This is a genomic window from Euzebya pacifica (assembly GCF_003344865.1).
GTDB lineage: Bacteria > Actinomycetota > Nitriliruptoria > Euzebyales > Euzebyaceae > Euzebya > Euzebya pacifica.
In genome coordinates, this window is record NZ_CP031166.1 from 399,396 (window position 1) to 411,674 (window position 12,279).

The window sequence follows — 12,279 nt, forward strand, 5'->3', positions numbered from 1 at the left end:
TGGTCCCGGTGTCGGGGTCGATTGCGTGATGTGACCATCCTCGCACGGACGGTCATCCGGCCGACGCGATCGCGTCAGCGTCCGCCCAACATCACCGTCATGGCCGGTCGGGATAGTCCCGGCCGAACTCATCACTAGCGAAGTTGTTCGCTTGGCACGCGGCGCTGGTGCACTGCTCCGGATAGCCAGAACTGCTGTACTCAGGCCACGACCAGTTCGGCTCGGCAAGGGGCCACGGGTCCGGGATCGGGTTGTCGACCAGGGTGGGGAGTCGGATCGCGTCCGGATTGGAGGGAGTACCGTCGCCAGAGACAGTGGCGTACTGCGCCGAGCTGTTGTTTGCCACACACAGCGCCGTGCCGTCGTTGCCACGCCCGACTCCACCCCCCCAGCTGGGCCCGTTGGTCCGGGTCGTCCCCGAAGGACAGCTGATCTGCCCATACCCGTTCGGGTCGGACAGGTCGTAGCTGCCCACGAGAGCAGGGCCACCGGCAGCAGATCCGAAACCCGCGCCCCAGTTGTAGAAGCCGCGGTGGGACTGACCGACCCAGGTGCCGCCGTCACCGAAGCCGGTGTAGGGGTTGCCACCGAGATCGGTGTAGCAGAAGGTCGTGCCATCGTTGCTGGGGGTCCATTCGCCGCCAGGGGTGACGATGCTGCCGCAGGTGACTCCGGAGTCGGAACGGACGCCGACGTTCTGGGTGACCGAGTACGTCGGCGTCTCCCTGGTGTTCTGATACCTCAGTGCCCACGCCGACCGTCCGGTGCAGTTGATGGCGTTCGCCGCGTCCGGGCACGACTGGATCGTGGTGTTGCTGAGTCGTCCGGTGGTGGTGCTGAGGCTGTCGGCGGCGTCGGTCCAGGGCATGCATTCGTCGCCGGACCGGTCAGGGTGACAGGACACGACCTGCAGGTGGTAGATCTCGCCGTAGGGGGCACCGACGTCGGGCAGGTTGTTGCCGGTGGAGGCCATGAGTTCGCTGTTGAACCGGACGTCGCCGTCCCGGTCGACGTAGCGGTAGCGGAAGTAGGTGGCACCGGTGCCGTTGCCGTTGAAGCGGCTGTCGCGGATCTCTGCGATCCAGACGGAGGGGTCGGGGCCGCGCGGGTTGTTCTGGGCGATGCCGACGATGGGGTTGGTTGGTGGGGTGAGGTCGAGGATGGTGTCGGTGATGTCGGCCCATGGGCCTCGGTTGCCGTACTTGTCGGTGGATGCGGCGCAGAAGGCGTGGTTGGTGTTCTGTTCGTAGGGTCCGAGGTCGTCGTGGAGGCCGTGACGGTCGCTGTTGACTTCCGTGGTGCCGGTTGGGCAGGCGGCGGTGTTGTCGGCGGATCGGACCTGCACGGTCGATTGGGTCTGGCCGCCGGCGATCTGTTGGCCGGGCCAGGTGCGGATGTCGGCGCGGAAGGCTTCGGGGGTGTCGGTGGTGATGGTGGGGAGGCCGCCTTCGTGGGAGCACAGGGTGTCGTGGAAGCGGGTGCCGCCGGTGGGGGCGTCGCGTTCCAGGAGCGTCGGGTGGCCTTCGGGGTCGACGGGGATGACGGCCTGGTAGCCCCACGTGTCGTCTGGTGGGGCGGGGAGGGTGTGGGTGTTGCCGGTGACTTGGTTGCCGGTGGGTGTGAGGTTGGCGGGGGTGTCGCAGCGGTTGGTGGCTGTCTGGATCTGGTAGGTGGCGTCGGTGGCGAGGCCGTTGTTGAGACCGCCGTCGTCGAGGTCGGTGGTGTCGGGCCAGGTCAGGTTGATGGGGCCGTCCAACGGGGTGGTGTTGGTGGTCCGGACGATGGTGGGTCGGGCCCATGGTTCGGCTCGGCCGGTCTGGGCCCAGGCGGATGTGTTGCGGGCCGTGTCGATGGAACGGACCCGGTAGACGAAGGACTGTGCCGGGTCGAGGGTGCCCGGCAGCAGGTGGCCGTTTCGGCTCCCGGCGGGTTGGCCGTGCCAGTAGTTGTTGGTGGTGGTGGTGCAGCCGGTGGCGGCGTTGGTGCCGGGCACGGGCACCCACAGCGCGGGGTCGTTGAACGCCGAATCCGGTTGGTTGTGTCCAACGGCGATGTACTCAACGCGGTAGCAGAGGAAGTCGCCGTCAGGGTCAGTGGATGCGACGTCACGCCACACGACGTGAGTGGAGTGCTCCAGGGACTTGACCGCTGCGACGCGGTTGGCCGGCAGACCTCCGGGGGGTGTGGAGTCGGGGCACGGACCGAAGCCGGGGGTGTCGCAGTCGGGTTCGGGGCATGCCGGCATCCCGGGGTCACCGCAACCGGCGGTCGTGCCTGGGGGTTGACCGGAGCCGTCGCAGGACACGTCGGGGACGTCGATGCGCAAGACGTTGCCGGCGTGGTCGGTGGCCTCGAGTCGGTAGTCCCACACCTCATTGCATCCGGTGGCGGTCGATCCGTCGTCGGAGTAGGGGCCACCGGGGCGACCGCGCGAGTCGAGGGCGGTGTCGGAGTACACCGTCTCGACCTGCCCGACGCTGTGGCCGGGGCACGGGTTGTTCTCGCAGGAGTCGAATGTGCGTGTGACCCGGATGGAGTTCAGGGCCGCGAAGTCGTCCGCTGCCCCGTCGAAGGACCAGAGGATGTCGGATTGGCCGTCGACATCGGTGTCGGAGATGGGTTGGACGTGGAAGTCGTGGACGGTGGGGTCGGTGTGGTCGTCGGGGGTGGAGCAGCCGGGCTGGCCGAGTGAGGTGCCGTTTGCGGTCCATGCCGAGTAGTTGTCGATCGCTTGGCGCGGGTGGTCGGCGGCGTTGTCGAAGGCGCGGACCCGGTAGCAGTAGGTGGTTCCCCAGTACAGACCGCCGGATCCGGGGGTGTGCCATGAGGTCTGGGTGATGCTGGTCGTGCCCGGTGGAAGCACGACGAACTGGTCGTTACCTGGGGCGCCACCGACGGTGTAGAGCTGTGGGCCGGCGGGGTCGGTGGCACCGTTGGAGTACCGGGAGACCTCGTAGCCGCCGATGCCTGAGTAGTCATCGATGGAGTCGGGCCAATCGATGAGGATGCGGCGTTCGCCCTCATCGGCACCGGGGGTCGGCGGCGTGGCGGTCTGCAAGGCACCGTCGGACGGGGTCAGGGCCGTGGTCCCCTGGGTGGTGCTGTTCCACGACCCAGAGCCCGCCACGAGCGGGTAGGTGTCGTAGCCGGCGGGTGGGGCGGCACCGGGACTGATGGGGTCGTAGAGGTCCAGCGCGATGCCGTCGGCAGAGCTGCCGGTGGTGGCGTTGCCTTCCCGGTCAACGGCGGTCACCCGGTAGTCGTAGAGCCGCAACCAGGGCATGTCGCCGTCGTCGTCGGCATCGACTGCATCGGAGTCGCCCGGTGGGAACGGGTTGGTGTCCCACAGGTTGAATGGGCCGGGTGGCTGGCGACGGTCGATGTCGTAGCGGTCCATGCCGGACTGGCGCGGGTGTTCCTGCGTGTCGGGCCAGTCGAGGTCGAGCTGGCGGTGGGCCTCCTCAACGACCAGGTCGGGGTCGGGTTGGGGGTCGAAGTCGTCTTGCGTTTCGATGCAGCCCTCAGGGGTCGCGCCGTCCCCGACGGCGTCGAACAGCGCGAACCAGGAGCGGTTCCCGACGGTGTCGTAGGCCTGGACGCGGTAGCAGTAGATCCAGCCCCACTCGACGGTGTCGTCGGTGAACCGTTCGTCGTCGGGGTCGACCGGAGGGGTGAGGGTTCCCCATTCGGCCGGGTCGTTGAAGCAGGGGTCGACCGGTGACCCGACGGGGGTGTCGCACCGTTCGAGGATGAACGTGGCTCCGGTGAGGTCGAACGCGGGACCGACGTCCCAGGTGAGGTCGACGTCGTGGGCGGGCAGCAGCGGGTTGTCGCTGGACGGGTTGCGGGGGACGTCGACGGCCTGCCGGTCGACGGGAAGCGGCGGTGCGGTGGTGTCGATGGTCACCTGGTTGGAGGTGATGCGCCCGGAGGTGTTGCCTGCGGCATCAACGGCGTAGACGTCGAAGACGTAGTCGCCGTCGAGGACGTCAACGAGGACGATGCTGGTGGTGTTGGGGTTGAAGTCGCCGAGGGGTAGACCGGGGTCGGGTGTGAGGCGGATCCCGTTGGCCTCGACCCGGACGGCGTTGCGGTCGGGGTCGACTGGCAGGGTCCAGCGGACCTCGATCTCGTTGTTGATCGGGTAGCGGGGGGTGAGGGGGTACTGGACCTCGGTGCAGGCCGGCGCGTCGGTGCAGCCGCCCGGTGGGGTGAACGGGTAGCCGGCCGGTGGGGTGTAGCGGCCTGAGTCGTCGGCAACGACGGTGGTGGGCTGGTCCGGGCCGGGGGAGACGGTTTCGTCTGCGGCGGTGACGCCCTCGTGGTCGTGGACGGTGGCAATGACGTTGCCGACGTCGATGGGGTCGACGGTGTCGCCGAGGCGGGCGGATGCGGGTCCGGCCCAGTCAGACGGGGTGAGCCCGTCGACGATTGCACGGACCCGATAGGAGTAGGTGATGCCGAACTCGGGGCGCGGCAGGGTTGCGGCGGCGTCCTCGGTGTCGTTGATGTCGAGGTCCTCGGCTCCGGTGGCGTCACCGGGAGTGGTGCCGAGCGGCTGCCAGTTGGTGGTGCCGGCCTCGGCACGGTGGATCTCGTATCGGTCGATCTCCGGGGTGTCGGAGGCCTCCCAGACCACATGGATGTCGTCGCCCTGGCCGTCGGGTGCGGCGATGGGGTTGCGGGGCGGCAGGACGATCCCGCCTGCTTGCGGGGTGCCGGTGGCCTGTCCTTCGGGGCCAATCTGTTCCGATGCGGTGCCGGGGCCGCGGACACCTCGGACGAACACGGTGTAGGGGGTGCCGTTGGTGAGGCCGTCGAAGACGTAGCTGGTGGTTTGCACCCGGATGGGGCCGCGAGGCGCACCGGAGCCGGCCCCGTCGATGCGGATGTCGTAGGCGCCGATGTTCTGCTCTGCGGGCAGCGGGTCCCAGTCGACGGCAAGGGTGGCGTTGGACGGGACGAGGGTCGGGTTGGGGGCGGTGATGTCGGCGGCGCCGGGTGTTGCCTGGTCGCAGCCGGGAGCGGACCGGCCAGCGTTGTTGATCGCCACGACACAGAAGTCGTGGATGCTGTCGGGCAGTCCGTTGATGGTCGAACTCAGCGTGTCTGCGGGGACGGTCTCGTGGACCCGTGCGGGCGCGTCGCTGTTGGGGTCGTCGTAGGAGATCTCGAAGGCCGATGCCTCACCGGTCCCTGCGGTCGGTGGGGTCGGTGGGGTCGGTGGGGTCGGCGGGACGTAGGTGGAGTCGCGGCAGCCGTCGCCATTGGTGTCGGTGAGGAAGGTCGGCGGTGGTGGCGGGTCGCACACTCCGGGGCTGCCGGGGCTGCCAGGGGTACCAGGGCTGCCAGCAACGGCCGCGGCGGGGGTCCACGTCACGTTGACGGAGCCTGGTCCCGCTGCGGGGGTGGCAGTGACCGCCGGGGTGCCGGGCGGGTCGGGGTTGAACAGCGGCGAGGGGGCGAACTCGCCGGGCTCGCAACCGATGAACCCGTCGGTGTCGGTGGCGATGATCGCCTGGATTTCGGGGTCGGTGGAGCCCAGGAACTCTTCGAGGCTGTAGATGGTGCCCTGCCCACCGTTGCTGCCGTCGAGCACGAGGACGCGGCACTGCTCGTACCGGTGGGCGTACACCACACCGTTGCCAATGTCTGCGATGACAGGGGAGGCTGTGCCCTCGTCGATCTCCTCCTGCGGGATCACGACCGTTCCGGCTGCTTGGAACAGCTGGCTTGCCGGGTCTGACCCGTCGCCCTCGACCGCGTCGACGCTGTCGGCCTGGGCGACCTGTTCGACCTGCCGCAGCGTCGCGTCAATCGAGTGGGCCTCGCCGCGTCGGGACACCAGCTGGAAGGTGGTGACGGCGATCGCGGCGATGATGCCGATGATCGCCACGCCGGCGGCGAGTTCGATGAGCGTGAATCCGCGGGGCGAGCGGGGGTTCGGGGTACGGCTGGAAAGCACGGGTCCTCCGGGGACAGGGCGTGGGTGTGAGTGATGGTCGTCACACACCTCATTCCTGTCCGCACAGTCGGAGGCAGGGCCCCAGACCCTTCGCCCGGGCAATGCTCTGGGGAGAGAGCTGCCGTCGCCGAGGGCGGGCGCCATCGCTGAGGAGTTGTGGCGGTCGACTGCTTGTTGCCAGGCACCGGGCTTCTTCATCCCTGGGCGGTCTCGACCCGGGTGCCGTGTCGCTGGGACCGGTGCTACCCGTGCCTGCTCAGACCCCGACTGTGTCGGGCAGCGGGTCGGGCAGCCCGTAGGAGGTGTGCAGGGTCAGTTCCTCGGCCTTCACCCCTGCGGGTTCGGGTGCGGCGGTGTTCTTCGCCCTGCCTGCGGTGGCGGTCTCGACGCCGGTGAGGTCGGTGCCCGACTCGATGGACTCGAACCGTTCGACCTTCGCCGTGGTCTCGGTGACAACGACCCGTTGGGGTCGGGTGACGCCGAGGAGCTCGTAGGCCCGGCCGATCCTGTCGGCGTGGGGTCCGGCCGCGATCGTGCCGCCGGTCGGGATGGCCGATCCGAACGCGATGGGGAACGGCACCGGCAGCACGGTGGCGGTGTCGCCGACCACGAGCCCGGAGGCGTGGCGTGCGAGCTCGTCGACCCGGTCGGTGATGCCGTCCCACCCGTCGGCTTCGAACATGTGGGTGTCGGCCCAGTGGGCGATGACCCGGAGGCGGGACACGGCGTCGGCGTAGGCGCCTTGCCCGCTGTCGGGCTGTGTGTCCTCGAGGATGTCGCGTGTCGCTTCGAGTCGTGCCGCCTCTGCGGTGATGACGTCGATGAGTTCCTCGGGGTCGACGTCAGTGTCGGGGAGGGTGACGGCGGGCCCGTTGTCGGTCGGCCAGGGCACGTCGACCGGTTCGGGCATGCCGTCCTCACCGAGGACAACCTTGGTCGTCTTGGCCTTCTTGCCTCTGCGCATCCCGATCTTGGGAAGTCGCGAGGCCTTGGGGTTGTCCGTGACGTTGGCGGGGTCCGGGGCGTCGAAGTCGTCATCGAGGTCGTCGTCGTTTCGGGAGGCCCACCAGTCGACGATGCGGTCGCGGAAGGCGTAGCCGATCAGGCCTGCGCCGCCGAGCAGGAGGACGATGAGCAGGATGGTGAGGAGCACGGGTGGCCGTCCTTAGAGGGTGTCGAGGTCGGTTGGGTTGTCGGGGCTGCCGAGGACGTCGGTGTGGCCGGTGCCGGCCGGCAGGTTGCGGGCGTCGCAGATGACCCCGGCGTCGACGTCGATGGTGTGAGTGGCCCAGGTGGTGGCTACGGACTCGGGGGCGCGCCGGTCGCCGTCGTCGTCCTCCACGGGTGTGTAGCGGGCGAGAAGGCAGGTCTGGCCGGCGGCGGACACGGCGACGAGGACGGTTCCGGTCGGGCCGGTGGTCGCGTCGTAGTCCGACAGGCGGGGGTCGTCGGGGCCTTGGGAGGGCCCGTCGATCCCGGATGCGACGTCGATGCCGTTGTCGTTGAGGGCGTTGACGATCGGGCCTGCGGTTGATCCTGCGGTGGGCCAGGTGTCGGGTGGCAGGTCAAGCAGGCCTGCTTCGACAGCCAGGAGGTTGACCCGTCCGGCGCCGAGTTCGCCGGAGCGTTGGGAGGACTGGGCGACGGGGATGGCGACGCCAACGGCGATTGCCAGGAGAAGGGCGACGGTGGCGACCTCGATGGTCGTCACGCCTCTTGCGGTCCGGCGTTGGTGGATGGATGTGGCGGTCACGTGGGTGATGGTCGGCCGGTTGTGCCCGGGCGCACGCTCGCGGGAAGGCGGGAACCCCGCCCACAACGGGCGGGGTTCCGGATGGGGGGTTGGGCCCGGCAGGGTTGCCGGTCGTGTCGGCTAGTCGCCGATCAGACCTGCGTAGGTGGCCTCCGAGGAGTCATCGAAGAGGAAGTCCTCGTTGTCGACGCCGTTGTCGCTCCAGTCAACAGCGGCGAAGCCGCCGAGGGCGTCGGCGGCTTCGATGAAGACGCCCTCCTCCTCGGTGTTGACCGCCAAGTTGACGCCCTTGTTGCAGAGGGGCTGGGTGACGTCGGCGACCATGCCGTTGGTGACGTCGTCGGACGCGTCGGCGGTGCCCCAGTCGACGGTCTCGCCGTTGTAGGTGGACAGGTGGCGGATGTAGACGGGTGCCTCACCGGAGGCCTCCTGCGGCGGCAGGAACAGGCAGCCGGCGCGGACGTTGTCGCCGAAGGTCTGCATGAGGGCGATGACCTCGTAGTCCTCGCGGTCGAGGAGGATGGACTCGCCGGCGTCGTCGGCGTCGTCGCCGTAGACGGTCAGGGCGACGGACTCCTGGTCGACGGCGGGCAGCTCGAGGTAGGCAGCGACGAGGTCGCGAACGTCGTTGGCGGCGCGGCCGCGCTGCTGGGACAGCGCGACCAGGCTGTTGGAGAAGTTGCTGGCGGTGGAGTCCATGGCGGCGCCGCGGGAGCGCTGCTGGAAGATCTGGAAGACGGGGATGGCGATGGCCGCGAGGATCGCGATCACCAGGATGACGCCGGCGAGCTCGACCAGGGTGAAGCCCCGGTTCTCGCGGTCGCGGCGGGCGAGGGTGGTCAGCATGGGTTCTGTTCTCCTGTGATTTGTTTCGGGTACCGGTGGGGCTTGCCCTGGTACCCGGAAGGCACCGTGACGGGCGGTCTGTCTCTGTCCTGTTGGTGCCGCCCGTCGCGACTGCTTCGCGCGGAACCGGTTTGGATGGTCGGCGGGAGCCCGATCAGTGACACTTGGGCCCGGGTGAGATGCCGGTGGGCGTGGGGTGCCGTGGTGCTGGGTTCAACGAGCCGCGCCGGTCGGCACGTGATGCGACGCGCGTTGCGGGTTCCGTGCCTATGCGGTGTGCGGGACGGCGGAATCCAGCAGGGTCCGGGCGAGACTGGTGAACCATCCCTTGGTGCCAGCGGGGTGAGTGGCCGGACCTGGTAGTCCCGCGATCATTGCTGCGGTTCGCCCCGGGTCTGTTGCGACACGTCCCCGGCGCAGCATCGCGCGGGTGGTCAGCAGGTCGCCGGTGAGGACGGGGAGGATGAGGGCGGCCAACAGGTCGGCCGCGTCCTGGCAGCCCGCCGAGTACTCCTGTGCCAGTGATGCGTCGGCCCCAAGTGCGGCAACCACGACGCGGACGGCCTCCTCGCTGGGCCTGTCGCCGGCGAGTATTGCGGTGATGTCGGCGGTGATCGGGTCGCTCATCGCCCGTTCCATTCCGTCGGGTGCGGACATGCGGAGGGCCCGCCATTTATGGCGGGCCCTATAAGGATCCTCGTGGATCGAGAGCTGATCCTTGTGCCGCGTTTGTGGCGCCGGCGTCGGAGGGCTGGGGCCGGCTATGTCAGCCGCGAAGTGTGGCGTTGTTGCCGGACGCACCGAGTCGTGCTGCGCCAAGCGCGGTGAGCAGACGCGGGCCGACGGTGGCGCGTTCGTCATCGGTCAGTGCGACGGGGCCGGCGATGTGGTCGGCGACCCCCTCGACCAACTGGATGGAGACGTTGTCGGGCATGGCGGCGTTCAGTCCGTCGATGACGCCCGGGTAGGTGGCGGCGTCACCGGCGACGTAGATGCGTTGGCCCGGTACCGGCGAGATCCCGATGATGCGGCGGGCGAGGTCCTCGGAGGCTTTGGCCATCGATGAGGCGGCAGACGTGTCGATGCGTCCGTCGCGCAACCAGGTGCGCACGGCGTCGGCCCGTCCGAGGCCGTCGATGGTCCTGACGATCAACGGGTCGTTGTCCGCCAAGATGGTGCCGGTGACGCTGTCGCCTTCGACGACAAGGAGCCCGCAGGTGCCTGGTGTCGGCGGTAGTCCTGCCGCGGCGGCGATGCCGGCGGGGATGATCGCGGTGGTGGGGATGTTGCCGGAGGCGAGCACCTCCCGGATCATGCCGATGACGGGCTTGGGGCCGATGGTCATGCCCTTGCCAGGTTGGAGTTTGGTGTCGTAGGCGGCGATCTGGCGTTCGTTGAGGCCGTAGTGGGCGGCTTTGGTGGCGCGGTCGTCCCGTGTGGGGTTGCCGGTCGGTTCGGGCTTGACGGTGCGTGACACCGCTGGGCCGGAGACCGCCACATGGACGGTGGAGCCCGGTGTGGGGTTGGTGAACATCATCGCTGCGGCGATGCCGCGTCCGAGCATGTCGGCGTCGGCGGGATGGCCGCCGGAGAACGCCCCGACGGGGGTGGGGGCGGCGCCGAAGCGGGTCAGCAGGGGCCCGTGGGGTCCGTGGGAGACCTCGGCGACGGTGATGGTCACGGGGCCGATGGCGATGCCGACATGGGTGGTGTCGGTGGTGGGGACGGTGTGGTCGTTGTCGATGACGGATGTGTCGGTCATGGCCTACTCCTCTCCTTCTGCTGTGTCCGCAGGGGCCGCTTCGTCGCCGGCCGGCGCACCGGTGGAACCGGGGGCACCGGTGACCTCCGGTGGGGGGCCGTCGATGGCGTTGGCGGGGGTGGTGCCATCTGCGCCGAGCGGGGCGGGCCCGTCGGTTTCGACCTCGTCGTCGGGGTCGGACCCAAAGACCTCGTCCTCGCGGGCGTCATCGGTGTCGGTTCCGGTGCCGAGCTCGACCTGGCGGACGACGTCCTCGCCGTAGATGACGGCGGCGGCGGCGGGGTCGGCGTCGACTTCGAGGATCTGGATGGTGTCGAGGTCGCCGAACCACAGGTTGACGGTGAACCCGGCCCGGATGAGACCGGTTTCGTCATCGATCGAGAACTCGAGCCGGTCGACGGTGACGAGCCTCTCGTAGGAGTGGGTTGCGGAGATCCAGTCGACCAGGCCGGTGAGGGACCCGGTGACGGTCATGTTGATGGGGAGACGCTGGGCGTTGGCGACATCGTCGTCCTCAACGAGCGCGCCGCGTTGTTGGGAGGTGACTTCGAGGCCGTACTCGGCGAGGCTTGCGGGCAGGCCGATCTCGAACGGTTCGATACCGATGCCGGCCTGGTGGAACGGCAGGATGCCGTCGAGTTCGACACCGTGGGCGCGGAGCCGCGCGAGGAGGACGTCGCGGTTGGCGTCGGAGGCTTCGGCGAGCCGTTGTTCAAGTTCGCTGAGGGTCTGCTGGCGCTCGGCGACTTGGCCTTCGAGTGCGGGGATCTCGTCACGCGGGTCGGCTGCCATGAAGTGCTGGATGCCGTATGCGGCGATGAGTCCGAAGACGATCACCATGATGGCGAGGGGGTTGGGCTTGGGGCCGGCCGGTGAGACATCCATGCCGATGGGGACCTTGGGTGGCTTGGCGGCGGAGTCGGGGATCTCGTTGCCGCCGAGTCCGGTGCGGTTCTCGGTCCGGGTGATCGTTGAACTCATGGCTACTGGCCCTCGGTGGTGTCGGCCGGTTCCGCAGCCTGTTCGGCGGCCGGTTCTTCGGCTGGATCTGCGGCGGGATCGGGGACGGTCGGATCGATGGCAGCCTCGTTGCCGAACTCACCGTCGGCCGGGAGGCCGAAGTCGCCGAGTTCCTCCAGCACCTCCGCACAGTCGGGCACCTCGTTGTCGAGGAAGGTCTCGACGCGACGGCAGCCGGTCAGCATCGACAACTTGGAGGTGTTGACACGCATGCGCGTGTTGAAGGTGAGGACGTTCGCGGCGTTCTGGTCGTCCTGGTAGGTCTGGGTGACCGTCTCGATGTAGCCCGCACGCCGCGCAATGCCGTGCCGATTGGTCAACTCGGTGCTCCACAGCCCAAGGACTTCGAGGTTGGGGGCCGTCCCCGCAACGACGAGGCCGTCGTCGCGCTCGGAGCCGTCGAAGGTCAGCCGTTCGACGGTGACACCGACCTCCTCCGCGATCGTGGTGACGTCGGCGAACACGACCTCGTAGGGCAGCTGTTCGGCGAAGGCATCGAGGATGATCTGGCGGCGTTCGTCACGGTGGGAGGCAAGGGTGGCCTCGGGCAGGATCGAGGAGGACCGCTGCCGGATGGCCTGGACGGTGTCGTCGATGTCGTTCTCGAGCGTGGCGAGCTGGGTGGTGAGGTCATCACGGGTCGAGATGGCGCTCTGCGCGATGTAGGCCGACGCGGCGATGACGAGTAGCACGATGCCGATGATGATGATGTTCATCTGTCGCGTCGCCGCTGTGCTGCGGCCCTTGCCTTCGAGCATGTCGAAGGCGTTGGCCGGCATCATGTAGCCGCGCGATGCGCCCTCCTGTAGGGCTGCGGACCCTTCGGGGATGACCGCTTCGGTTTCGGTGTCGGCGGGGTCGACGACGGGGATTTCGTCGTCGGTCAGGTCGTCGACCGTGTCCGGCCGGTGCTTCTTGAGGGAGAGTCGCATG

The 12,279-nt window shown here is 68.8% G+C and carries 8 protein-coding genes; all 8 read right to left on the reverse strand.

From position 1 onward, the window contains the following. Window positions 1-97: 97 nt before the first annotated feature. Entirely contained in the window at window positions 98-5,965 is a 5,868-nt protein-coding gene (locus DVS28_RS27275; protein ID WP_164711181.1) for a prepilin-type N-terminal cleavage/methylation domain-containing protein, read from the reverse strand. Window positions 5,966-6,221: 256 nt separating this feature from the next. Next, the gene (locus tag DVS28_RS27280; RefSeq protein ID WP_114594787.1) at window positions 6,222-7,118 is read right to left on the reverse strand and encodes a hypothetical protein; all 897 of its coding nucleotides are present in this window, start codon (window positions 7,116-7,118) and stop codon (window positions 6,222-6,224) included. A 12-nt stretch (window positions 7,119-7,130) separates the two neighbouring features. Next, the gene (locus DVS28_RS27285; protein ID WP_164711182.1) at window positions 7,131-7,718 is read right to left on the reverse strand and encodes a hypothetical protein; all 588 of its coding nucleotides are present in this window, start codon (window positions 7,716-7,718) and stop codon (window positions 7,131-7,133) included. 120 nt (window positions 7,719-7,838) lie between these two features. Then, a complete protein-coding gene (locus DVS28_RS27290) occupies window positions 7,839-8,564 on the reverse strand; it encodes a prepilin-type N-terminal cleavage/methylation domain-containing protein (protein WP_114594789.1) in 726 nt (241 codons plus the stop codon). Window positions 8,565-8,831: 267 nt separating this feature from the next. After that, on the reverse strand, window positions 8,832-9,191 hold the full coding sequence (locus tag DVS28_RS27295) for a hypothetical protein (RefSeq protein ID WP_164711183.1): 360 nt from the start codon (window positions 9,189-9,191) through the stop codon (window positions 8,832-8,834). 139 nt (window positions 9,192-9,330) lie between these two features. Continuing rightward, on the reverse strand, window positions 9,331-10,326 hold the full coding sequence (locus DVS28_RS27300) for a type IV pilus biogenesis protein PilM (protein ID WP_114594791.1): 996 nt from the start codon (window positions 10,324-10,326) through the stop codon (window positions 9,331-9,333). A gap of 3 nt (window positions 10,327-10,329) precedes the next feature. Continuing rightward, window positions 10,330-11,307: a hypothetical protein gene (locus tag DVS28_RS27305; RefSeq protein WP_114594792.1), complete on the reverse strand. Its 978-nt coding sequence runs from the start codon at window positions 11,305-11,307 to the stop codon at window positions 10,330-10,332. Window positions 11,308-11,309: 2 nt separating this feature from the next. Further along, the gene (locus DVS28_RS27310) at window positions 11,310-12,278 is read right to left on the reverse strand and encodes a hypothetical protein (RefSeq protein WP_114594793.1); all 969 of its coding nucleotides are present in this window, start codon (window positions 12,276-12,278) and stop codon (window positions 11,310-11,312) included. Between the last annotated feature and the right edge of the window lies 1 nt (window position 12,279).

Bases quoted from the DNA above. Each gene is read 5' to 3' on its own strand.
- DVS28_RS27290 (WP_114594789.1), bottom strand. From the start codon at position 8,564: ATGCTGACCACCCTCGCCCGCCGCGACCGCGAGAACCGGGGCTTCACC.
- DVS28_RS27295 (WP_164711183.1), bottom strand. From the start codon at position 9,191: ATGAGCGACCCGATCACCGCCGACATCACCGCAATACTCGCCGGCGAC.
- DVS28_RS27305 (WP_114594792.1), bottom strand. From the start codon at position 11,307: ATGAGTTCAACGATCACCCGGACCGAGAACCGCACCGGACTCGGCGGC.
- DVS28_RS27310 (WP_114594793.1), bottom strand. From the start codon at position 12,278: ATGCGACTCTCCCTCAAGAAGCACCGGCCGGACACGGTCGACGACCTG.
- DVS28_RS27300 (WP_114594791.1), bottom strand. From the start codon at position 10,326: ATGACCGACACATCCGTCATCGACAACGACCACACCGTCCCCACCACC.